General features: G+C 66.2%; 19 protein-coding genes. 6 read left to right on the top strand and 13 right to left on the bottom strand.

All coding sequences use genetic code 11. The features are described 5' to 3' along the window. Positions 1 to 18: 18 nt before the first annotated feature. Both D6B98_RS12150 and D6B98_RS12145 read right to left on the bottom strand, forming a co-directional pair. A complete protein-coding gene (locus tag D6B98_RS12150) occupies positions 19 to 342 on the bottom strand; it encodes a 2Fe-2S iron-sulfur cluster-binding protein (RefSeq protein ID WP_126257214.1) in 324 nt (107 codons plus the stop codon). 11 nt (positions 343 to 353) lie between these two features. After that, positions 354 to 1,574 carry a cytochrome P450 gene (locus D6B98_RS12145; protein ID WP_126257213.1) on the bottom strand — a complete coding sequence of 407 codons (1,221 nt, stop codon included), beginning with the start codon at positions 1,572 to 1,574 and terminating at the stop codon, positions 354 to 356. Positions 1,575 to 1,657: 83 nt separating this feature from the next. Between D6B98_RS12145 and D6B98_RS12140 the strand changes: the two genes are divergently transcribed. Next, entirely contained in the window at positions 1,658 to 2,164 is a 507-nt protein-coding gene (locus tag D6B98_RS12140; RefSeq protein WP_126257212.1) for a MarR family winged helix-turn-helix transcriptional regulator, read from the top strand. Positions 2,165 to 2,549: 385 nt separating this feature from the next. Here D6B98_RS12140 and D6B98_RS12135 read toward each other — a convergent pair whose 3' ends face one another. Further along, entirely contained in the window at positions 2,550 to 4,400 is a 1,851-nt protein-coding gene (locus D6B98_RS12135; protein ID WP_164718547.1) for a feruloyl-CoA synthase, read from the bottom strand. Between the two features lie 149 nt (positions 4,401 to 4,549). On the opposite strand from D6B98_RS12135, the gene D6B98_RS12130 reads away from it, so the two are divergent. Both D6B98_RS12130 and atzF read left to right on the top strand, forming a co-directional pair. Then, positions 4,550 to 5,044: a MarR family winged helix-turn-helix transcriptional regulator gene (locus D6B98_RS12130; protein WP_164718546.1), complete on the top strand. Its 495-nt coding sequence runs from the start codon at positions 4,550 to 4,552 to the stop codon at positions 5,042 to 5,044. A gap of 194 nt (positions 5,045 to 5,238) precedes the next feature. Further along, entirely contained in the window at positions 5,239 to 7,047 is a 1,809-nt protein-coding gene (atzF, locus tag D6B98_RS12125; RefSeq protein ID WP_126257210.1) for an allophanate hydrolase, read from the top strand. 110 nt (positions 7,048 to 7,157) lie between these two features. Here the strand turns inward: atzF and D6B98_RS12120 are convergent, their stop codons facing one another. The 10 genes from D6B98_RS12120 to ugpB form a co-directional block, all read right to left on the bottom strand. Further along, entirely contained in the window at positions 7,158 to 7,880 is a 723-nt protein-coding gene (locus tag D6B98_RS12120) for a GntR family transcriptional regulator (RefSeq protein ID WP_126257209.1), read from the bottom strand. After that, positions 7,877 to 8,272, bottom strand: coding sequence for an oxalurate catabolism protein HpxZ (hpxZ, locus tag D6B98_RS12115; RefSeq protein ID WP_126257208.1), 396 nt, complete (start codon positions 8,270 to 8,272; stop codon positions 7,877 to 7,879). The genes D6B98_RS12120 and hpxZ overlap by 4 nt, the downstream gene beginning before the upstream one ends. Before the next feature lies 1 nt (position 8,273). Next, entirely contained in the window at positions 8,274 to 9,668 is a 1,395-nt protein-coding gene (locus D6B98_RS12110) for an AtzE family amidohydrolase (RefSeq protein ID WP_164718545.1), read from the bottom strand. Positions 9,669 to 9,675: 7 nt separating this feature from the next. Then, entirely contained in the window at positions 9,676 to 9,855 is a 180-nt protein-coding gene (locus tag D6B98_RS12105) for a DUF4089 domain-containing protein (protein WP_164718544.1), read from the bottom strand. Positions 9,856 to 9,874: 19 nt separating this feature from the next. Continuing rightward, on the bottom strand, positions 9,875 to 11,635 hold the full coding sequence (locus D6B98_RS12100) for a dipeptide ABC transporter ATP-binding protein (protein WP_126257206.1): 1,761 nt from the start codon (positions 11,633 to 11,635) through the stop codon (positions 9,875 to 9,877). 286 nt (positions 11,636 to 11,921) lie between these two features. Beyond that, entirely contained in the window at positions 11,922 to 12,821 is a 900-nt protein-coding gene (locus D6B98_RS12095) for an ABC transporter permease (RefSeq protein ID WP_126257205.1), read from the bottom strand. Positions 12,822 to 12,942: 121 nt separating this feature from the next. Next, complete coding sequence (locus D6B98_RS12090) at positions 12,943 to 13,956, bottom strand: ABC transporter permease (protein WP_126257204.1); 1,014 nt, start codon at positions 13,954 to 13,956, stop codon at positions 12,943 to 12,945. Between the two features lie 269 nt (positions 13,957 to 14,225). Next, positions 14,226 to 15,848, bottom strand: a complete 1,623-nt coding sequence (locus D6B98_RS12085; RefSeq protein ID WP_126257203.1) for an ABC transporter substrate-binding protein — start codon at positions 15,846 to 15,848, stop codon at positions 14,226 to 14,228. A 374-nt stretch (positions 15,849 to 16,222) separates the two neighbouring features. Next, positions 16,223 to 17,164 (bottom strand): aminoglycoside phosphotransferase family protein, encoded by a 942-nt coding sequence (locus D6B98_RS12080; RefSeq protein WP_164718543.1) that lies wholly within the window; start codon positions 17,162 to 17,164, stop codon positions 16,223 to 16,225. Positions 17,165 to 17,326: 162 nt separating this feature from the next. Beyond that, on the bottom strand, positions 17,327 to 18,649 hold the full coding sequence (gene ugpB / locus D6B98_RS12075) for a sn-glycerol-3-phosphate ABC transporter substrate-binding protein UgpB (protein WP_164718542.1): 1,323 nt from the start codon (positions 18,647 to 18,649) through the stop codon (positions 17,327 to 17,329). Between the two features lie 203 nt (positions 18,650 to 18,852). Here ugpB and D6B98_RS12070 point away from each other — a divergent pair, with 203 nt between their 5' ends. From D6B98_RS12070 to D6B98_RS12060, 3 genes are all read left to right on the top strand, one after another. Next, complete coding sequence (locus tag D6B98_RS12070) at positions 18,853 to 19,863, top strand: TRAP transporter substrate-binding protein (RefSeq protein ID WP_126257200.1); 1,011 nt, start codon at positions 18,853 to 18,855, stop codon at positions 19,861 to 19,863. A gap of 63 nt (positions 19,864 to 19,926) precedes the next feature. Continuing rightward, positions 19,927 to 21,948, top strand: a complete 2,022-nt coding sequence (locus D6B98_RS12065) for a sensor histidine kinase (RefSeq protein ID WP_164718556.1) — start codon at positions 19,927 to 19,929, stop codon at positions 21,946 to 21,948. Continuing rightward, a complete protein-coding gene (locus D6B98_RS12060; protein WP_126257199.1) occupies positions 21,918 to 23,663 on the top strand; it encodes an ATP-binding response regulator in 1,746 nt (581 codons plus the stop codon). Before D6B98_RS12065 ends, D6B98_RS12060 begins: the two co-directional genes overlap by 31 nt. Positions 23,664 to 23,669: the final 6 nt, after the last annotated feature.

Here is a 23,669-nt window from a genome sequence, read left to right as displayed (position 1 = left end):
ATCAGTTGGCTTTGCAGGTCAGACCTGCCGCTCCGGCAGCTTCACGATGAGCCCGTCGAGCTCCGGCGTGATCCTGATCTGGCAGGACAGCCGGCTGTTCGGCCGCCGCTCGCTCGCGGTGCCGTCGAGCAACGCGTCCTCGTCGTCGGCCATATCAGGCAGGCGCGCGAGCCAGCCTTCATCGACATAGACGTGACAGGTCGCGCACATGGCGTTGCCGCCGCATTCGGCCAGAATGCCGTCGAGGCCATGACGGGTCGCCGCCTGCATGGCGCTCTCTTCACCTGAGGTCTCGACGCGCTCGGACTTGCCGTCGGCATGGATGAAAGTGATGGCGGGCATGAAGCTCCTCGTCAGGCCGGGGTAATCGTCACAGGCAGGCTGTCGAGCCCGCGCAGGGTGTTGTTGAAGCGGCGTTTCGGCTCGCCCGTGATCTCGATTTTCGCGACACGGCGCGCCAGCGCAGTCAGCATCACCTCGCCTTCGAGGCGGGCGACGAGCTGGCCGACGCACATGTGGATGCCCGAGCCGAAGCCGACATGGCCGGAGGTCCGGCGGGTGATGTCGTAGCTGTCGGGCCGGTCCCAGCGCCTAGGATCGCGATTGGCGGCGGCCAGGAACATCAGCACCTTCTCGCCCTCGCCGATCGTGGCGCCCGCGAGCTCGACCTCGCGCGTGGTGGTGCGGAAGAAGGTCTGCACCGGACTTTCGAACCGCACCGCCTCCTCGAAGGCGTTGCGCGCCAGCGTCGGATCATCGCGCAGGCGCTGCCATTGGTCGGGGAAGCGCGCGAGGCAATAGACGGCGGCACCGATGCCGTTGACCGTGGTGTCGAGGCCGGCCGACAGCAGCGAGCGCACCAGCAGCGGCGCCTCGGTGGCCGTGATCTCGCCATCGTCGACGCGGGCATGAATGCAGGCGCCGAAGCCCCCGGGCGCGAGGTTGTCGCGCTGGCATTGCTCGGCGACATAGGCCTGGTGCGGCGCCGAGCGCGCGATCGCCTGCTGGCGCAGCTCGTTCGGCGGGCCGAACGCGTTGAACACGACGCTGGCGTAGGGAATCAGATGCTCGCGTCCTTCCGGCTTCAGGCCCAGCGCATCCGGAAAGATCGAGAGCGGGTAGGCCTCGGCGAGATCGGCGACCGCGTCGAAACTGCGCTTGTCCAGCAGCGCGTCCACCCGCTCCTCCGCCGCGGCGGCGAAGCGGTCGCGCACCTGCTTCATCGCGGTCGGCGACAGCACTTTCGACAGCACGGCCCGGGTGCGGGTGTGCGCGGGCGGGTCGGCTTCGAGGATCAGGCTCGGCGGCCGCCACGGCGTCTCCTTCTTGAAGTCGGACAGGCCGACACCGCGGCTGGAGCAGAAGGTGGCGGGATCGTTCAGCACCGCATGGACCTCGGCATAGCGCGCCACGCCATAGACGTTCCACTTGTCGAGATAGACCACCGGTCCGGCCTCCCGCAGCCGCTGATGGGCGGGATAAGGATCGGCGAAAAACTCCATGTCGAACGGATCGACGTCGAGATGCGGGACGGAGGCGGGACCCGTCGATGCCGGGGTGGCGGATGCGGTCATGGAAGACCTCCCTCATTTTGATCTTGTGAAAGGGCGGCGCATGCCATTAGGTCTTTGGGCCCACCGCGAGTCAGAACCCCGACATGCCTGCGCCTTCGACCAGATCCCGGCAAAAGCCTGCGCCCGTTGAGACGGGGCCGACGCTCGATCTCAACCGCTACGTCCCCGCGTTCGTCACCTTCATCGCCAACAAGCTCTCGAACAGCGCGACCGCGTTCTATCAGCGGGAATTCGGCGTCAACGTCACGGAATGGCGAATCATGTCGCTGCTGGCGATCGAGCCCGGCATTCCGGCCTCGCGCATCTGCCACGTCATCGGCTTCGACAAGGGGCCCGTGAGCCGGACGCTGGCCGGCCTCGAGAAGCGCGGCCTGATCTCGATCCGCACCGACCCGAATGACGGCCGCACCCATTCGATCGCGCTGACGGCAAAGGGCCGTGCCACGCATGACAAGGTGATCGTTGCGGCGCTCGAGCGCGAACGGCGGCTGTTGTCGTGCCTGAGCAAGGACGAGCGCGAGGTGCTGATCGATCTGCTCCGCCGGCTGCACGACAATCTCGGCGCGGTCACGGGCGGCATCGAGCCCTGACGGGTCGCGCTTCAGGCGCCACCTTCCGTCACGTCCAGGCATGCGCCGGCGTTTGCCGACGGCACCGTTCGGGCCGAGCATCGTTTCCTCCAGGGTCGGACGCGGCAGTTTCCCTGCCGTCATTGCCTCCTGGAATGGTTTGCATAAATTAGTTGCCTAGGCAACAAAAGAATCGGAAATATATTACGGCGTGTGGCTGTCCTGTTTCGCCAGCATCTTCTTCGCATAGCGCTCGTCATTCCGGGGCGCGCGTAGCGCGAACCCGGAATCCATCGTGCAGCCATCTATGCGGGAAAATGGATTCCGGGTTCGCGCCACAGGCGCGCCCCGGAATGACAGCGAGATGAGCTAGGCGCCCCTCCTACGCCGCTCCTTCATCGGCTCACTACAAGCCGACCCATTCCGACGACGCATCATCATTCAGCTGCGCCACCGCATCGGCACGCCGCGCCAGCACGGCGCGCTGGTTGATGTAGCCCTTGTCGGTGATCTCGCCGCCGTCGACCGACGGTGGCTCGGCGAGCAGCAGCGCACGGGTGGCGTGACCAGAGGAATTGGCGGCCTGCTGCTTCAGTTTCGCGAGGCCTTGCGCGATGGCGCTCCTGACCTTGTCATGTGCGAGCACCTCGCTCACATCGGCCGTCTCGCCCAAGCCGGCATGGGCGCGGCAGGCTGCGATGTTCGGGAACACCAGAAAGCGCACTTCGTCACCGCCATGGCCTGCGACCACGATGTCCTGCGCCAGCGGCGCCAGCGCGGCGATGCCGGCAACGCGCAGCGTGCCGACATTGACCCAGGTGCCGGAATTGAGCTTGAAATCCTCGGCGACGCGGCCATCGAAGAACAGGCCGCGCTCCGGCCGCGCATTGTCGGCAAGCTTGACGGCATCGCCGATCAGGTAAAAGCCCTCGTCGTCGAAGGCCTGCCTGGTCAGCTCCGGCGCCTTCCAATAGCCCGGCGTGACGTTGGGGCCGCGCACCCGCACCTCCAGCTTGTCGCCCGAGGCGACGAGCTTCAGCTCGGTACCGGGAATGGGCACGCCGATATTGCCGGAGCGCTCGGCGAGGAAATGGCAATCAGTCGCGAGCGGCGACGTTTCCGTCGAGCCCCAGGCCGAAACCATCGGCAGCGCGCGGCCGACGGTCTTGATCGAGAGCTCCTCGAGCGCGTCCCAGAGATTCTGCGGCAGGGCGGCGCCGGCATAGAAGGCGAATTTCACCTCGCCGAAGAAGCGGCGGCGCAGCTCCTCGTCGCCGCGCAGCGCCGCGATCAGCATGTCGAAGCCGCGCGGCACGTTGAAGTAGACCGTCGGCATCACGCTCTTCAAATTGGCCAGCGAGGTCGCAAACAGCCCGGGCGCGGGCTTGCCGCCGTCGATATAGAGCGAGCCGCCATTGCGCAGCACGAGATTGAAATTGTGGTTGGCGCCGAAGGTGTGGCTCCAGGGCAGCCAGTCCAGGATGACGAGATCACCGCGCGTCTGCTCGAGAAACGTCCAGGTCTGCGCCTTGGCCTGTTGGCTCGAGGTCAGCATGCGCTGGGTGTTGATGACGGCTTTCGGCGTGCCGGTCGACCCTGACGTGAACAGGAACTTTGCGATCGTGTCCGGCGTCACCGCGGCGAAGGATGCTGCGACGTCAGGGCTCTCCGGCGTTGCCGCGACGGCGCGGAAAGCGAGTGCGCCGGCGTCATCCGCGTTGCCGCTGATGATCTGCGCCCGGTGCAGCGGCGCGATGGCGGCAAGCGCGGCCGCGAAGGGCCTGGTCGCAGAGACGTAGATCGCGCCCGGCTCGAGCAGCGCGATCATGCTCTTGAGCTTCTCGAAATCCCGCGACATCAGCGAATAGGCCGGCGAGATCGCGGCCGAGGGCACGCCGACATGCTGGGCGGCAAGCGCGAGCAGCGCGTGGTCGATGCTGTTGTCGGAGAGAATCGCGAGCGGGCGTTCCGCGCTGAGGCCCTGCGCCAAGATCCAGGACGCCGCCGCACGCACCTGGCGCAGCGCCTGCGCATAGGTGACGGTGGTCCACGGCGCTTCGACATTGCCGCGCTCGGCGAGGAAGATCGCATCCGGCGTTTGCCGCGCCCATTGCTCCAGCCAGTCGCCGACGCAACGCGCGCCATCCCGCAACGGATCGGGCGATCGCAGCACGATGCTGCCGTCGGCGCGATGCTCTGCGACGGTGCGCGCGCTTGCGAACAGGCCTGCAACGTCACCACGTGGGGCGACTGTCATGTGTGTCTCCTCCCTCCGTCCGGATACGACCGGCCGCGACCTCGTTCGGGCTGCTTGGCCACAATGTTGGGCTTGACAATTGTTGTCGTCAACAACAATCTTTTGCTTGCCTCGCTGACGCGCTAAGCTTGCCGGGCGGGAGACACGATGTGACAGCCAGCGCACCCCAGACTGCCCCACGCAAGCGCGCCGGCAATGGCGCGGCGCCTCAAGATATCGCCGACGACATCGGGCTCGATGCGCTGGTCGGGCACGCCGGCTACGCGGTGCGGCGCTTCCAGATCTGGATCTTCCAGGACTTCATCAAGACCCTCGGCGAAGTCGACATAAGGCCGACGCAATATTCGGTGCTGACGCTGATCGGCGCCAATCCGGGCCTGTCGCAGATGGCGGTGGCAAAGCGCCTCGGCATCGAGCGCGCCCGGCTGGTGCATCTGCTCGACAGCCTCGAGCTGCGCAGGTACGTCAAGCGGGTCAAGTCGAAGGCGGACCGCCGTTCCCATGCACTGCACCTCACCGCGCAGGGCGAGACGGCGCTGGCGAAATTCAAGCGGCTCGCGGCCGAGCACGAGCGGCACGTCGAAGAGAAGATCGGCAAGGAAAACCGGGCGCAGCTGCTCCGGATCCTCGCTGGCTTCACCTGATCTCGACTGCCCATAATTTAGGCTGACGCTCGGCAAAGGGCGATGATGCCGCCGCCGATGAGCTTGCCGAAATACCTCATAACCAACTGATTACACTATAATCTTTCTCAACGATCGGGCCCCCTGCTATTGTACACAATGGCACATCGCTTGCTTCCTCCGGGGTGAGGACAGATTGCCGGAGTTTTGTCGCCATGGGGGCTGAGCAGCCTGAAACGATCGCCGCGATTGTGGCCGCGCATCGCGCGGGCACGCTGACGCCGGCAGAGACGGTCGCGCGGACCTATCAGCGCATCCGCGACCGCGACGATCCCGCCATCTTCATCAGCCTGCGCGAGGAGAAGGATGCGGTCGCGGAAGCCGAGAGGCTCGCCGCGCACGCGGATGCCGCCAGCCTGCCGCTGTACGGCGTGCCGGTCGCGGTGAAGGACAATATCGACGCGCTGGGCTTTGCGACCACCGCCGCCTGCCCCGCCTTTTCCACCGCGCCGACGCATGACGCGACCGCGGTGGCGCGCCTGCGCGCCGCGGGTGCCATCATCATCGGCAAGACCAATCTCGACCAGTTCGCGACCGGCCTCGTCGGCGTACGCTCGCCCTACGGCATTCCCAGGAATTCGATCCGTGAGGATCTCATTCCCGGCGGATCGAGCTCCGGCTCCGCCGTGGCGGTCGGCGCCGGCCTCGTGCCGCTGTCGCTCGGCACCGACACCGCCGGCTCGGGTCGCGTGCCGGCGATGCTCAACAACATCGTCGGGCTGAAACCGAGCCTCGGCATGATCTCGAATGCCGGCCTCGTACCGGCCTGCCGCACGCTCGACTGCATCTCGGTGTTCGCGCTGACGGTCGACGACGCGGCGCTGGCGCTGTCCGTGATGGCGGGACCGGACCCGGCCGATCCGTTCTCACGCGACCGGCCGCTTGGGGCGATGACGCCGCTCCCGGCAGATCTGCGCCTCGGCGTGCCGCGCAACGGACAGCTGATCTTCTTCGGGGACAAGAATGCCGAGGCTGCCTACGCCGATGCGCTGAAGCGCTGGACCGCGCTCGGGGCAACGCTGGTCGAGTTCGACCTCGAGCCGTTCTACGAGACGGCGCGGCTGCTCTATGAGGGGCCGTGGGTCGCCGAGCGTTACCTCGTGATCAAGGATCTGCTCGCCTCCGCGCCGGGTGCGATCCATCCCGTCACGCGCGAGATCACCGCGGCCGGCGCGCGGCTCACGGCGGCCGAGACCTTTTCGGCGCTGTACCGCCTGCAGGGCCTGCGCAGGATCGCCGAGCGCACCTTTGCCAATATCGACGCGCTGGTGCTGCCGACGGCGCCGACCGCCTATACGACCGCGCAGGTGCTCGCCAATCCGATCGAGCTCAACAGCCGGCTCGGCACCTACACCAATTTCGTCAACCTGCTCGACCTCTGCGGCCTGGCGCTGCCGGCGTCGATGCGCGCGGACGGCATTCCGTTCGGCATCACGCTGCTCGCCCCCGCCGGACGCGATGCGATGCTGGCGAGCATCGGCCGCGTCTTCCATGCGGATACCAAGCTGAGCCTCGGCGCGAAAGGCGCGGCACAAGCTCCGCTCGCGCCGCTGCCGGCAAGCCGCAGTGACGACATCCCGATCGCCGTGGTCGGCGCGCATCTGTCCGGCATGGTGCTGAATGGCGAATTGATAGCGCTGAACGGACGCCTGATCGAGACGATCAGGACAGCGCCCGATTACAAGCTCTACGCGCTCAAGACCACGCCGCCGAAGCCCGGCATGCTGCGCGTCGCCGCCGGCAAGGGCGCGTCGATCGAGCTGGAGATCTGGTCGCTGTCGCCATCCGCCTTCGGCCAGTTCGTCAACGCGATTCCCTCGCCGATGGCGATCGGCACGGTGCGGCTTGCCGATGGCCGCACCGTGAAGGGGTTTCTCGTCGAGCCGGAGGTGCTGGGCGATGCGCGCGATATCACGGCTTATGGGGGATGGCGCGCATATATGAAGGAAGCTGCGACAAAGTAGCTTTCGTAGGGTGGGCAAAGCGTAGCGTGCCCACGATTCCCTGAATCATAAGAAGACCGTGGGCACGGCGCTTTGCGCCTTTGCCCACCCTACGGCACCGCGCGCGCGGCTTACACCGACACGGCGTAGATCTCGTACTCCCCGCGCACCAGCTCGATATGCGCGCGCATCGCGGCTGCCGCGCCCTGCTTGTCGCCGCGCATGATGGCGACGACGACGCGGTCGTGCTCGGCATGCGATTTTGCCAACCGGCCGAGGTTGCGGAACTGGGCGCGGCGGAACGGCTGCACCCGGACGCGGGTCGCCAGCGTGATCTCGGCGATATAGCCGTTCTGCGAACCGGCATAGATGGCGTTGTGGAAGCGTTCGTTGACCTCGTGGAAGCGATCCGGGTTGCCGGTGTAGCTCAGCACGCGCAGCTCTTCGTGGATGGCCTCCAGGCCATGGCGCTCGCCCGCGGACATGCGCTCGGCCGCAAGGCCGGCGCACAGCGCCTCGAGCTCCGCCATCGCCTCGAACATGCTTGTCAGCCGCTCGATCGAGGGCTGCGCCACCACTGCGCCGCGATGGGGCCGCGCCTCAACGAGGCCGCTCGCCACCAGCTGGCGCAGCGCCTCGCGCACCGGCGTGCGCGAGACGTTGAAGCGCCGTGCGATGTCAGTCTCGTCCAGTGGTGCGCCGGGGGCGAGGGCGCCGCGCACGATCTCGTCCGCCAGTTGCAGGCGCAGCTCCTCAGCCCGCGTGACCTTGTGCACGCTGGGTGGCGCCCGATCGACGCGAGGCACCACCGGCTCGGCCGGCGCTGCCCCTTGCGGAAGATCGTCAAGCGTCATGCGGTCTCTTTCGGCTCGTCGATGATGCTGACATGGGCGGCGACGATACGCCAACCCTCGGGAAAGCGGATCCAGGTCTGCATCTGCCGGCCGACCTTGCCGGGCGCCGTGTCGCGATAGAACAGGGTGGAGGCCACCGCGGTGTCGCGGCCATAGCTGGTAATGACCGTCTTGGCGGTGCGGCGGTTCAGGCCGACGGGCGAGCGCGCGGCACGGAAGCCGCTGATCGCCGCATAGCCATAGAGGTTCTCGCCGATGCCGTAGCGCAAGGTGCGGGGGTCGTTGCGGAACAGCTCGCCGAGCACGGCGACGTCGTTGTTGACGAGGGCCTGCTCATAGCGATCGAACGCGGCTTTGACTTCCGCGATCACGTCGGGGAGATCGATCTCCATCTCAGATTCCTCTCGGCGATGGCGCGGCGGCCACGCCCATCTTTTCCAAGGCGTAGGCGACGCGGAGCGCAATGTCCTCACGCCAGGGCGCGGCGATGATCTGCACGCCGATCGGCAGCGGCTCGAGCGGCACCGGCACTGCAACGACCGGCAGGCCGATGAACGAGATCGGCTGGGTGTGGATGCCGATATTGGCGCGCACCGGCAGCTCGACGCCGTCGAGATTGAAATTCACCTGGCCGAGCTTCGGTGCCGTACAGGGCGTCGCCGGCGCGAGCAGCACGTCGACTGACTTGAAGATGTCCGCGAGCTGCGCGCGATACCAGCGGCGGAATTTCTGGGCGCGGTCGACCAGCGGCGCCGGCACCATCGCGCCTGCGATCAGCCGGTCGCGCACGGCCGGATCGAAATCGTTCGGGCGCTTGCGCAGGCGATCGAGATGCAGCGATGCACCTTCGGTCGTGGTGATGACATAGGCCGCCGCGCGGGCACGGGCGGCCTCGGGGATGTCGATCACCTTCGTTGCGCCGAGCGCCTTGGCGACGCGGCTGACCGCTTCGACGGCTTCCGGAAACACATTCTTCTGGAAGTAGCCGCCGGCAATCGCGATACGCAGATCCGACACCGGGTTGGCGATCAGCGGCAGCGTCGGCTCCAGACCGCGCGTGGTGCAGGCGCTGTCCTCCGGGTCCGGGCCCTGCATCACGTCATAGGCGAGCGCGAGATCGGTGGCGGAGCGCGCGAACGGGCCGAGATGATCGAGGCTCGCGACGAACGGGAACGAGCGCGCCCGCGACAGCCGGCCATAGGTCGGCTTCAGGCCGAAGATGCCGCAGAACGAGGACGGCACGCGGATCGAGCCGTTGGTGTCCGAGCCGAGCGCGATCGGCACCAGCGCGCCACCGACGGCGCTGCCGGAGCCGCCGGAGGAGCCGCCGGTCATCCGCGTCGTGTCATGCGGATTGCGCGAGGGGCCGTCATGGACGTTCTCACCGGTGAAGTCGTAGGCGTATTCGCCCATGTTGAGCGCGCCGACGAGCACGGCGCCGGCAGCCTCCATGCGCTCGATCAAGGCCGCATCGCGCCTGGCGGGCGGAAGGTCGCGGTTGATCTTCGAGCCGGCCCGGGTGGGCAGACCCGCGACGTCGAACAGGTTCTTCACCGCAAAGGGGACACCGGCGAGCGGGCCGACTTCCTGGCCCGCGGCGATGTCGGCATCGATCGCGCGTGCTTTCGCGCGGGCGCGATCGGCGGTGACATCGGTAAAGGAATTGAGGATGCCGTCGTGCTGCTTGATGCGTGCGAGCGCAGCCTCCGTGGCATCGAGCGCGGACATCTTGCGGGTCGCAACCGCGCTGGCGATCTCGGCGGCCGTCATCTCTGGCTTGCTGGTCATGGCAGCATTACGCCGTGAAGATCGGCGCCGGCTCTGTCTCGTCCGGCAGCGCGAATTCGTCGACCATGCGGCCAAGCCGCAGCGAGACTTCGAGATTGGCGCGCACCGCGGGCCTCCAGGCCTCCTCGACCGGCAGCGCCAGCGCTTTCGATACGGCGTCGATATAATCGTCCAGCGGCTCGGCCATCACGCTCCCAAACAATCTCTCAATGCAACGGCGGATGCGGGATCGCCGTCAGCAGTTCCTTGGTGTAGTCGTCCTGCGGATCGCTCAAGACCTGCTCGGAGGAGCCCTCTTCGACGATCCGCCCCGTCCGCATCACAATGACACGATCGCACAACAAGCGCACCACATTCAAATCATGCGAGACGAACAGATAGCTCATACCTAGCCGCTGCTTCAGGTCCTGAAGCAGATTGAGCACGACCGCCTGAACCGAGACGTCGAGCGCCGCCGTCGGCTCGTCGAGAATGACGAGTTTCGGATGCAGCGCGATAGCGCGGGCGATGCCGACGCGGGCCTTCTGGCCGCCGGACAATTGATGCGGGAAGCGGTCGAGCAGATTGTGCGGCAGGCCGACCATGGTGGCGAGCTCCTCGCAGCGCGCGCGAAGCGCGTCGCGTCCCCTGACGTCGCCCAGCTGCATGATCGGGTCCGCAATGGCGCGCGCGGCGGTGAAGCGCGGGTTGAGGCTGTCGGTCGGATCCTGGAACACCATCTGGATGCGGCTGCGCTGCGGCAGCCGGGCGAAGGCGGATGGCGCGATGCCGGAGATGTCCTCGCCGTCGAACTGGATCAGGCCGGAGGTCTGGTCCAGGAGCCGCATCACCATCATCGACGTCGTCGACTTGCCGCAGCCGGATTCGCCGACGAGCCCGACGCTCTCGCCATGGCCGATCGAGAAGCTGATGCCGTCGACGGCACGGAACACGTCGGGCTCGACGGGCGGCTTGCGGCCGAACAGCTTGCCGAGCACGGCGGTGGCGCCCTGGCGGGGGTACTCCTTGACCAGCTTGTCGACGAGAAGGAGGGGCTGCTCGCTCGTCTCCCTCGCCCCGCTCGCGCTGAGAGGGTCGGGGTGAGGCGCTGCTTCCGCGAGCACGGTGCTGGGAGAGGCGGAGGATGCCGCTACGCTTACGTCCTCTTCCGGCAGCAAGTCCCGCAACGACACACCGAGCCGCGGCGTCGCGCGCATCAGCTTCTTGGTGTAGGGGTGCTGCGGGTTTGCAAAGATGTCGGCGGCCTTGGCAGTCTCGACCACGCGGCCCTTCTCCATCACCACGACGCGGTCGCAATAGGCAGCCGCAAGGCCGAGGTCGTGCGTGATCAGGATGGTCGACATCGCGCGGCGCCTGGTCAGCTCGACGATCAGATCCATCACCGCCTTCTGCGTGGTGACGTCGAGGCCGGTGGTCGGCTCGTCCGCGATCAGGAGCTGCGGATTGCAGGCGAGCGCGAGGGCGATGACGACGCGCTGGCACATGCCGCCGGACAGCTCGAACGGATAGGCGTGGTAGCGCTCGCGCGGACGGGCGATCTTGACCTGCTCCAGCGCCTCGATCGCCTTCTCACCGTGATCGGCCACCTGGGCCTGCTGCACATGGGTGCGCAGCACGTCCTCGATCTGGTCACCGACTTTCCGGATCGGGTTGAGCGCGGCGCGCGGGTTCTGGAAGATCATCGAGACTTCGCGGCCGCGCAGATCGCGCATCTGGTCTTCGCTCGCCGCCTTGACGTCAATGCCCGAGAACATCACCGAGCCCTCGGCGATCCGCCCGGCACGGTCGAGGATGCGCATCACCGCATAGGACGTCACCGACTTGCCGGAGCCGGACTCGCCGACGATGGCGAGCGTCTCACCCTTGGCGACGGAGATGTTGACCTGCTGCACCGCTTTGACGATGCCGCGGCGGGTGGTGAACTCGACCGTGAGGTCCTGGACGTCGAGCAGCGGCTGGACGGTCATGCGGGCCTGCCCATCAAAAAGGTCGAAAACAACCCCATGCACAGTAGAACGGCATTGGAATCGTTGGGGAATTTTTGACGGCTTTTTGCCGGTGAGGGAGGCACCGCTCTCTCATTCCCTCCCCCCTTGCGGGGGAGGGTTGGGGAGAGGGGTGGCCCCAGGAGAGATCGGAGTTCGTGGCTACCCCCCTCCCTGCCCCTCCCCCGCAAGGGGGGAGGGAATGAGAGAGAGGTGCCCTCCTCACATCCGAGTCTCACGTTGCTTGCGCCGCAAGGAAGACCAGCCATCACGTCCTCCGCTGGGGATCGACGATGTCGCGCAGGCCGTCGCCGAGGAGGTTGAAGCAGAATACGGCGATCATCAGCGCGAGGCCGGGGAAGAGCGCGATCCACCATTCGCCTGACACCATGAAGCCGGCGCCTTCGGCGACCATGATGCCCCATTCGGCGGTCGGCGGACGGACGCCGAGCCCGATGAAGGACAGGCCCGCGGCATTCAGGATGGCGTAGCCCATGGTCAGCGACATCTGCACGATCATGATCGGCATGATGTTCGGCAGGATGTGCACCAGGAGGATGCGGAATTCGCCATTGCCCGACAGGCGCGCGGCCTGCACGAAGCCGGCGTTGCGGCGCACATTGGCCTCGGCGCGGGCGACGCGGGCATAGAGCGGGAAGTTCACGATGGCGGTGGCCAGGATGATGTTCTGCACGGTGTTGCCGAGCGCGGCGACGATGCCCATCGCCAGCACGAACAACGGAAAGGCCATGATGGTGTCGGCGATGCGGCCGACGATACGATCGGTCCAGCCGCCGAAGTAACCGGCCGCGATGCCGGCGAGGCCGCCCATCAGGAACACCAGCGCAACCGAGGCGACCGCGATAAAGGTGTCGAGCCGCGTCGCCACGATGACGCGGCTGAAGATGTCGCGCCCGAGCTGGTCGGTGCCGAACCAGTGCGCCGCCGACGGCGGCTTCAGCGCCGCGGCGGTGTCCGACGCAAGCGGATCATATGGCACCACGTAGGGGCCGAAGATCGCGGCAAGCAGGATCAGGATCAGCAGCGCGAAGGCAAAGCCCGTGACCTTGTTCTCGCCGAGGACATAGCGGGTCTGGTCGAGGATCGCGACGAGGCCGGACGTACGCGCGGGACCGACGGGTTCGACAGCAGGCGCAACGGAGCTCATTGTTTCACTCCTGGAGCTTCATGACTTTGGGTGGCGAGCTTGGAGTTGGCTTCACTTCTCCCGCTTGCGGGGGAGGGAGCGCACCGTCCGCGCGATTCGCATCGAACGCGATCATGGTCGGCTACCCCTCCAACCGCACCCGCGGATCGATCACGCCGTACAGGATGTCGATCACGAGATTGAGCAGCACGTACATCACTGCCATGGTCAGCACGAAGCCCTGCACCGGCGCGAAGTCCGACGCGATCAGGGCTTCCACCGCGTAGGAGCCGATGCCGGGCCAGGCGAACACTTTTTCCACCAGCACGTTGGCGCCCAGCAGGAACGAGAACACCATGCTGAGCGTGGTGATGACGGGCAGCATCGCGTTGCGGAACGCGTAGGTGACGATCACGGTCGCCGGCGACAGCCCGCTGGCCCGCGCGGTGCGGACGAATTCGGATGCGAGCACCGCCAGCATCGAAGCGCGCGTCATGCGCGCGATCGGCGCCAGCGAGAAGATCGCGAGCGTCGTCGCGGGCAGAATGAGCTGGCTCAGCGCCGAGCGGAACGCCTCGAGGTCGCGCGCGATCAGCGTGTCGATCAGGTAGAAGCCGGTGACCGTCGGCGGCGCGCTGTAGAACACGTCGAGACGCCCGAGCGGCGCCGGCGACCAGCCCAGGCGGAAATAGAACACATAGACCAGCACGAGGCCGGTGAAGAACACCGGCAGCGAGACGCCGGCCGTCGTCGTGACCCGGCAGAGATGGTCGATCCACGACCCCGGCCGCGTCGCCGCGAGCACGCCGAGCGGAATCGCTATCACGACCGAGACGATGAGGCCGAGCAGGGTCAATTCGGCGGAGGCCGGCAGGCGGTTGCGGATCTCGGCAGCGACCGGCTGCCCTGTGGTCAGCGAGTTGCCGAAATCGCCATGGGCGAGATCGCTGGTGTAGCGGAAGAACTGCTCGATCAGCGGCCTGTCGAGGCCGAGTTTTTTCCGGATCTGCTCGACGGCCTCCTTGGTCGCGGCGGGACCGGCGAAGTAGGCGGCGGGATCGCCGGGCAGCGCGCGCGTCAGCAGGAAGGTGACGATGACGACCCCGATCAGCGAGGGAATCGCGAACATCAGGCGCTTGCCGATCATGGTCAGCATGGGGCGCTCCCCATTGCGAACAAGCCGCTCTCGGCACGCTCGGCTATGTTCCCTCCCCCCTTGCGGGGGAGGGCTAGGGAGAGGGGTGCCACACCGGGACTCGCAGTGTGACGAAGAAAACGCCGCGCGCGACGAGGAGCACCATTTCCTGGGCTACCCCTCTCCCCAACCCTCCCCCGCAAGGGGGGAGGGAGCCTGAAGAGCGTGCTCACCTCACTCGGCAGAGTGACGCAGAGAAACGCGGCTATGTCGCACGCGCTCCGCATTTCTCACCCCTTCGCCATCGCGCGATAATCGAGGCGGCGGTGGAACCAGTATTGGTAGCCGCTGATATTCTTCTGCATCGCGACGTTGACGAAGGGCTGGTAGAGCGGGATGCGCGGGATGTCGGTGAAGGCGAGATCGACGAAGCCCTTCACGTCCTTGTCGTAGGCCGCCTTGTCGCCGCTCGCGGCAGCGGTGCGCGCACCGTCGATCAGCTTGTCCATCTCCGCCGACTTGTAGCTCATGGTGTTGAAGACGGAATTGTTGCCGTGATAGCACCAGTAGAAGAAGTATTCGGGGTAATCGAGCCAGCCCGAGAACACGTTGGTGAAGAGCGGCATCTCCTTCTTGTTCAATTCGGTGCGCCAGTTGGCGCCGGGCACCTTGTTGATGGTGGTCTTGATGCCGATCTGCGCGAGAGATTCCTGCACCAGCACGCAGAGCGGCTCGTTGACGCCAGCGAAGTTGAGATCGAACGAGATCGTGGTCTCAAAACCGTTGGCGTAGCCGGCTTCAGTCAGCAGCGCCTTCGCCTTCTCCATGTCGGTGTTGTATTTGTGCGGCTGCGGCCAGGCCACTTCGGTCGGCTTGTCCTTGGCGGCACCGAACATCGGGTTGGCGAGGCCGAACATCACCGCGTCCATGATCTTCTGATAGGGCAGCGCGTAGGCCACGGCCTGGCGCACCTTCGGATTGTCGAAGGGCGGCTTGGTGACGTTCATGCCGATATACTGGATGCCGTTGGAGAACGGCAGCGACACCACGTTGAGCTTGCCGTTGGCCTTCATCTCCTGAAAGTCCTTGTTCGGCAGCTCGTAGGAGATGTCGGCATCGCCGCGCTCCAGCAGCGCGCGGCGGTTGCCGGCCTGCGGCACCATGCGCCAGATCACGCGCTTGATCTTCGGCAGCGGGCCGCAGACCCAGTCGTCGTTGCGCTCCATGATGACCTCGGTGCCGGCGGTCCACTTCGTCACCTTGTAGGCGCCGGAGCCCGCGGTCTGCTGCTTGGTGAATTCGAGACCCCAGGGATCCTTCTCGCTGGCGTTCTTCTTCACCAGCTCGGAATTGACGATGCAGGGCACGATCACGGCGAGATCGGGTATCGTCAGCTTGTCCTTCTTCAGGAAGTCGACGCGCACGGTATGGTCGTCGATCACGACGAACTGCTCCGGCTTGGTGAGCGAGCCCGCGCTCATCTGGAAGGTCGGGAATCCGCCGACGCTGACGGCGCGGTCGAGCGACCACTTCACGTCCTTGGCGGTGACGGGCGTGCCGTCGTGGAATTTGGCGTTCTTGCGCAGCTTGAAGGTGACCGACATGTCGTCGATCTTGAAGTCTTCGGCGAGTTCGCCCTTGAACTTGTCGCGGTCGTAATAGGGCACGCCGCCGGGGCCGCTCTTCATCTCGTGGCTGATCAGCCGGTCGTAGCAATTCCAGGACACCTCATAGCCCGGCACGTTGGTGCCGATGCCGTGGATGTCGAGATTGTTGGGGCCGCCTTCCGAGACGATCAGCAGCGTCTCCGAGCGGGCGTCGGCATAGGCGGTGGAGATCACGGACGGCATGGCCGGAAGCGCCGCCCCGGCGGCCAACCCGGAAACGGATTTGAGGAAATCGCGGCGCTTCATGAAATGCTCCAACACAAAGGGTTTGGTTGGAACCGGATTCGCAAGGTTCGTGCCAAGGCTTAACGAGGCGTTACGCCTGGCCTAAGGCACGGGGACTAAAAGTCTATTCGCTTTCCTCAAGGAGTAAGGGGGAACAACCAACATCCAGCATTGCATACAAAGAGACGCCTTTGCCTAAATATTAGGCTATTTGGTGCCGCGGCCCATTCCGGAGGCGATCATGGAGGCCACGACGGAGCGGTACGCCCAAGCCGTCATTCCGGGGCGATGCGCAGCATCGAGCCCGGAATCCATCGGGCGGTAGAACGCGCGGAGCAATAGATTCCGGGCTCGCCGCTGCGAGGCGCCCCGGAATGACGGGAGGCGTGGCGCGATCAGCCGGGCCAGATCAGCTCTTGAAGCTCAATCAAATCATCCGCCTTCTCCTGCCAGCCCTCGATGCAGATGTGGCTGTTGAGGTCGCTGGCCCGGTGCAGCAGCATCAAGGCCATCAGGCGGCGCTTGAGCGCAAAGTCCGGCTTCGCATAGCCGAAGCCTTCGAGCAGGCTCTTCACCCGGCCCGGCCGGCCCGCCGCCATGAAGGCGCTGGGCCCGAGCAGGTCGTAGTCGCGCCATCCCGCAAGCACGTCGCCGAAGTCGAACAGGCCCTTGAGCGACCATTGGCCGTCGTCGCAGGCGAGCAGAAAGTTTTCCGGAATGTATTCGCCGATCAGGATCACCGGCGGCGCGTCCATCGGGATCAGCTCTTCTGCATCGCGCACGAGATCGTCGAGGCCGGCGAGAAACTTCGGCGCAAGGCCGAGACGGGTGTGCCTGGCACGGCAGCCCCGCATCTGCCTCCCCATGAAGTCGTCCCAGCGCGGCTCGATCGAGGCGAGCGGTCCGAGCGGAGTGCGCTGGACGGCCGCGATGGTCTCGCCGATCTGGCGCAGCACGCGCTCCTTCTGGTCTTCCGGCAGTTGCGGCCAGACCTCCGCGCCGAGCGTGCCTGATAGCCGCGTGATGATCAGATAAGGCCAGCCGTCGCGCATCCCTTCCGCGACGATCTCGGGGATCGGCAGATCGAGACGGCCGGCGAGCTGCGCCAGAGCGCCACGCTCCGAGACGAATTGCGCTGCGAGCAGCGGCGGGAAGATCTTCAGGATCAGCGTCTCGCCGAGACCGACCACGAGATTGGTCCCGGTCGCGAACACATGCGGCGCGCCGATAGGAAGACCGTGGCTGCGCGCGATGTCGAGCGCGATTCCAAGCCATTGCGGGGACGCGGAGCGAAAGGCGTGGAAGCTGTCCGCGTCGGTGAAGTGAGGGAGTGTCATCGATATTGCGCTTGATGCGATTGAGCTCGTCATGCCCGGGCTTGTCCCGGGCATCCACGTTCTTCGTACTGCGTGGCAAGGCGTGGATGGCCGGGACAAGCCCGGCCATGACGCGGTGGAAAGACCTTGCGCGTCAACGTCAAGCCTGGCTTCCTTGCATCGCTACCGCTCCGGGCTTGCGCGCTCGAACTGGCGGAGCAGCTTGTTGCCGCGCTCGACGGCGGAATCCAGCGCGGCCTGCGCGCTCTTGTGGCCGGCGAAGGCCTGCTCCAGCTCGTCCTCGATCGCGCCGCGGATCAGCACGAAGGAGCCGAGCCGGATGCCCTTCGAATTCTCCGTCGGCGGATGCAAGGTGATCTCCTCGAACGAAATCGCCGAGCCCGGATTGCGCTCGTAAAAGCCTTGCGACCGCGTCAGCTCGAACGCGCCGCGGGTGATCGGCAAGTATCCGGTGTTCTGATGCCAGGCGGCCTGCACGCCGGGCTGCGACAGATAGGCGAAGAACCGCGCCACGCCCTTGTATTCCTCGCGCGGCCGGTCGCGCAGCACCCACAGGGTGGCGCCGCCGATGATCGAGTTCTGCGGCGCGTCCTTCACGTCGGGCCAATACGGCATCATGCCGTAACCGATCTCGAACTTCGAGTTCGCCTTGATGTCGGCGCGCGTCGCCGAGGAGCCGATGAAGATGCCGCATTCGCCGCGCTGGAAACGCGGCTCGGCCGCTTGTCCGCGGCCGCCATAGTCGAACACCTTGGTCTTCTGCCATTCGCCGAGCTGGGCGACGTGACGCACGAGGGTGGGATTGTTGATGGTCAGTTCCGCATCCAGCCCGGCAAAGCCGTTGGCCCGGCTGGCCACCGGCAGATTGTGGAAGGCGGAGAAATTCTCGACATGGATCCAGGACGGCCAGGACGTGGTGAAGCCGCAAGAAGCGCCGTGGTCACGCAGGCGCTTTGCAGCCAATCCCAGTGCCGGCCAGGTCTTCGGCGGCGTCTCCGGATCGAGGCCGGCGTCGCGGAACATGGTCTTGTTGTAATAGAGGATCGGCGTCGAGGAATTGAACGGGAACGACAACAGATTGCCGGCCGCGTCGGTGTAATAGCCGGAGACCGCGGGCAGGTAATCGGCGAGCGAGAACGGCTCGCCCTGGTCCCGCATCAGGTTGAACACCGGGTAGATCGCGCCCTTGGCCGCGGTCATGGTGGCGGTGGCGACCTCGTTGACCTGGACGATCGCGGGCTGGCTGCGCGAGCGGAAGGCGAAGATCGCGGCCGTCACCGTCTCGGTGTAATTGCCCTTGTAGACAGGCACGATGCGGTAGTCGGACTGCGAGGCGTTAAAGTCCGTGGCCAGCTTCTCCAGCTGCCGGCCAAGCTCGCCGGACATGGCGTGCCACCAGGCGATGTCGGTGGCGGCGCGCACGGGGACAGCCCATGACAGGGCCGCGAGGGCGGCGGCGATTCGCAAAATGCGCAAGGCTGGCATCACGATGGCTCTTCCCCGGGCCGCGCGACAAAGGCGGCTGCCCTGCTTAAGGCGCGGCATATCCGGTTTCAACCGGGAATGAACGGCGGCCGCGCCGCACAATCGGTCTGCGGACTCACGCGGGATGGCCTTCCCTTTACCATCTGCTAGATTGCATTGAACCTTTTCCATCCGCCATAGACTCCACCACTGAGGGGTTGAGTGTGCCAGTGTTGAACCGTGCCGAACTCTCGCGGACCGGGGTGATCTTCGTCGCGCTTCTGCTTGCCGCGGTCTCGATGGACATGAGCGCGACGGGTGCCGTTGCGCGCGAATTTCGCGCCGCCGACACCCAGGCCGAGAACTACCCGACCGTCCAGGCGCTGCGCTATATGGGCGCCCTGATCGCCGAGCGCACCCAGGGCCGCCACGAGATCAAGGTGTTCCACTCCCGCCAGCTCGGCGAGGAAAAGGAGACCATCGAGCAGACCCGGGCCGGCGCGATCGACCTCAACCGGACCAACGTGGCGCTGATCGGCAACTTCGTTCCGGCGATGAACGTGCTCGCCATGCCGTTCCTGTTCCGGTCCATCGAGCACATGCAGAAGGTGCTGGACGGGCCTGTTGGCAGCGAGATCCTCGATAGTTTCGAGCCCTACGGCTTCGTCGGGCTCGCCTTTTACGATTCCGGCGCGCGGTCGATCTACAACGGGGTCCGCCCGGTAAGGGGTCTTGCGGACCTCAAGGGATTGCGGATCCGGGTGCAGCAGTCGGAGTTGATGAGCCAGATGGTCCGCGCGCTCGGCGCCGAGCCGGTCGAGCTGCCCTATGGGCAGGTGCTCACCGGTCTCGCCAACCATCTGATCGACGGCGCGGAAAACAACTGGCCATCCTTTGTGACGACGGACCATTACAAGCATGCCGGCCACTACACCCTCACCGAGCACACGATGAGCCCCGAGGTTCTCGTGATCTCGCTGAAGGCCTGGCAGAGCCTGGCGCCGGACGACCGGAACATCTTCCGGGAGGCCGCCCAGCGCTCCAGCCGGTTCATGCGGGAGAAATGGCGCGACCTCGAGGAGCAGTCGCAGCGCAAGGCGCAGGCAGCCGGCGTCACGGTCATCAGGGATATCGACCGCAAGCCGTTCGAGGACGCGATGGCCCCGATCTACGCCAAGGCCGGGCGCGATCCCGCCGCGGCCGCGCTGATCGAACGCATTCGCAAGGTGGAGTGAGCCGCGTTGGCTGCGCTTGGACATCACGAGCACGCGGAACGGCCGCCCGGCCCGGTCGGGCGGATGCGCGCGCGCCTGGTCGGCGTGCTGCGGGCGGTGCCGATCCGCTGGCGCATCCTGTCGATCGCCGCGCTGAACTCCGCCGTGGTGGTGGTGCTGGTGGCGATGATCTGGAACGGCGCGCAGGTGCTGGGCTCGGCCTGGGACGATGTCCGCCAGGTGCGCGAATCCGACCGGATCCTGGCGCTGCTCGAAAGCGAGACCGGACGGCTGCACAATCTGATCCACCGCTACATCAACCAGCCGAGCCCGGACCTGTTCGCCGAGATCCTCTTGCTGCGCGAGGCGGTGCTGGGCACATTGTCCAACCGCGCCGCCAAGGACCCGATGCTGTCGGGCTCGGTCGAGGAGCTGGAGCGCACCACCGACCGCTTCCTCAACGGCTTCGGCGAGCTGCGCAGCGTGCAGTCCACCATCGCAAAGACCTATGAGGAGCAGGTGCAGGGCCCGGCCCGGGACATGGCCGGCCTCTACTCCATCATCGAGGGCGCCACCGGCCACCGCGACGCGCTGATCTGGCCCTCGCTCGGAAAATCCCGCGAGGCCTTCACCGCGATGCTGGTCGCCGCCAATTCCTATTACCTGTCGCTGTCGACGGGCGCGGCCGACGACGCGCGCCGCAACACCGAGACGATCGAGAAGACCATTCCGGTGATGATCGATCTCGCCGACAACGATCTCCAGCGCATGGCGCTGCAGCGGCTCGGCGCCCGCACCGCCGCGCTGCGCGAGGGCTTTGCCAAGCTGTCCGAGCAGCTTGCGAGCCGCACCGAGCTCCTGCGCAACAGCATCGACGCCAGCCAGGCCGAGGCGATCGGCGCCATCGACGACCTCTCCACCAAGATGCGCCAGCGCGAGCAGAAGGCGCAGGAGACCTTTGACCGCACGCTGGCGGATATTTCGCGGCGCGTGCTGTCGATCGCGGTGATCTTCCTCGGCATCATCCTCACCGCCGGCGTGATGATCGCGCTGTCGATCCGGCTGCCGCTGCAGCAGATCATGACCGCGATGCGCGCGATCACGCTCGGCGACCTCGACCGCGAGGTGCAGGGCACCAAGGCGCGCGACGAGGTCGGGGCGATGGCGCGCGCGGTGGAGGTGTTCCGCGAGAACGCCATCGCCAAGCGCCAGACCGAGGACGAGCTGCGCGCCTCCAAGGAGAAGGCCGAGAGCGCGCTGCTCGAGCTCAATACCGCGCAGCAGAATTTGATCGATGCCGAGCGGCTGGCCGCGCTCGGGGGCCTCGTTGCCGGCGTCGCGCACGAGGTCAACAACCCGATCGGCATCAGCCTCACGGTTGCCTCGAGCTTTGCCCGGCGCACCGAGATTTTCGAGGCCCAGCTCAGGGGCGACGGCGGCCTGCGCCGCTCGCAGCTGGAAGAATTCGTGCAGTCCTCGCGCGACGCCTCGCAGCAGCTGGTCGCCAATCTCCAGCGCGCCGGCGAGCTGATCCAGTCGTTCAAGCAGGTCGCGGTCGACCGCTCCCATGCCGAGCGACGGCAATTCTCGCTCAGCGAGGCCACCGACCAGATCATCGCCAGCCTGCGCCCGGTCTTGAAGCGCTCGCCGATCACGCTCGAGGTCGACGTGCCCGAGGGGCTGCTGCTCGACGGCTATCCGGGCTCCTATGGCCAGATCCTGACCAACCTGTTCCTCAACGCCGCCAACCACGCCTTCGCCGACGGGCGCGCCGGCACCATCACGATCTCGGCGCGGCCGCGCGGCACCGACGATGTCGAGCTCATCTTCACCGATGACGGGGCCGGCATGACCCCGGACGTGCAGCGCCAGGCCTTTGACCCTTTCTTTACCACCCGGCGCAATGAAGGCGGCACGGGACTTGGCCTGCATATCGTCTATAACCTCGTCACCCAGCAGCTCGGCGGCCGCATGATGCTGGAATCCAAGCTGGGACAAGGCACTACTTTTCGCATTATCATGCCCCGCGTCGCCAAGGGCGGCGCGGAAAGCACAGAAAGTGACGGGACTTCTCAATGGCCGAACAGGACGATGTCCTCCACCTGATCGACGACACCGGTACCGCGTCGGAGGATAGCAACGCCCGGAAGTGGAAGATCGCCGTCATCGACGACGATCCGGCGGTGCATGACGGCACCCGCTTCGCGCTGTCCGACTACAGCCTCAACGGCCAGAGCCTGGAGATCCTGTCGGCCTATTCCGCGGCGGAAGGCCGCAAACTGATGACCGAGCACAGCGACATCGCCGCCGTGCTGCTCGACGTCATCATGGAGACCGACGTCGCCGGCCTCGAGCTGGTCGAGTTCATCCGCAACGAGATCAAGAACGAGACCGTGCGCATCATCCTGCGCACCGGTCAGCCCGGCCAGGCGCCGGAGCGGCGCGTGATCGTGCAGTACGACATCAACGACTACAAGGCCAAGACCGAGCTCACCGCCGACAAGCTGTTCACCTCGCTGACGGCGGCGCTGCGCTCCTATCAGCAGCTCGAGCGCATGGTGCAGACAAGGCGCGGGCTCGAGATCATCATCGACGCCGCCTCGACGCTGTACGACTTCAAGTCGATGCAGCGGCTCGCCGAGGGCGTGCTGACCCAGCTCGCCTCGCTGCTCAACGTCGACTGCGCCGGCATCCTGGTTCTGCGCGACAATGGCGGCCTCGACCCCGAGCTCTCGGTGCTCGCCGGCAGCGGCTGCTACAGCCGCTTCATCGGCACCACGACGTCGAAGGCGCTCGACCCCGATCTGCGCGAGATGGTGGAGGCCGCGTTCCAGCGCCGCAAGAACGAATTCGCCGACCATCGCAGCGTGATCTATCTGCGCACCGGGTCGGGCCGCGAGGTGGTGGTGCTGCTGCAGGCCGAGCGCGAGCTGTCCGAGACCGACCGTTCGCTGGTCGAGATCTTCTCCTCCAGGCTCTCGATCGCCTTCGACAACGTGATCCTGTATCAGCAGCTGCAGGACGCCAACACGCAGCTGGAGGACCGCGTCGCCCAGCGCACCCGCGCGTTGATGCAGGCCAACCGCCGCCTCTCGGCGCAATGGCTGCGGCTGCAGCGCGCCAACGGCTTCAAGAACGAGATTTTGGGCACCGTCGCGCACGATCTGAAGAACCCGCTCGGCGTCATCCTCGGCCGCACCGAGATGCTGAAGGAGCTGATCTCGACCGCCGCGTCGCAAAGCGGCGTGGTCGCCCAGGTCGACCACATCCGCGACGCCACCAAGCGCCTGATCACGATGGTCGACCATCTGATCTCGGACGCGATGGCCGACGCCTTCGACATCACCATCCGCCGCGAGCCGGTCGACGTCGCCGCTTTGGTCAAGGAGGTCGCCGAAGCCAACCAGCCGCTGGCCGTCAACAAGCAGCAGGCGATCAGCGTCACCGCGCCGGCCAACATCGTCACCATGTGCGACATCGACCGCATCCGCGAGGCGATCGACAATCTCATCAGCAACGCCATCAAATACTCGCCGATCGGCGGCAGGATCGACGTCGCCGTCAGCGATGAGAGCGGCGACACCATCGTCCGCATCAGCGACGAGGGCGCCGGCCTGTCGCCGGAGGATCTCGGCCGTCTGTTCGGCCGCTTCCAGCGGCTGTCGGCCAAGCCGACCGCCGGCGAGAGCTCGACCGGCCTCGGCCTCTCCATCGTCAAGCGCATCGTCGACATGCATGGCGGCGAGGTGACCGCCGACAGCGGCGGGCCCGGCCAGGGCTCGACCTTCACCATCACCCTCCCCGCGACTGAAACGCCGTGATGCAAA

Origin of the sequence: Bradyrhizobium sp. LVM 105 (assembly GCF_003957705.1) — a bacterium.
GTDB lineage: Bacteria > Pseudomonadota > Alphaproteobacteria > Rhizobiales > Xanthobacteraceae > Bradyrhizobium > Bradyrhizobium frederickii.
The sequence above is the reverse complement of the archived record's forward strand: the minus strand, read 5'-3'. Positions and strand labels throughout refer to the sequence as shown.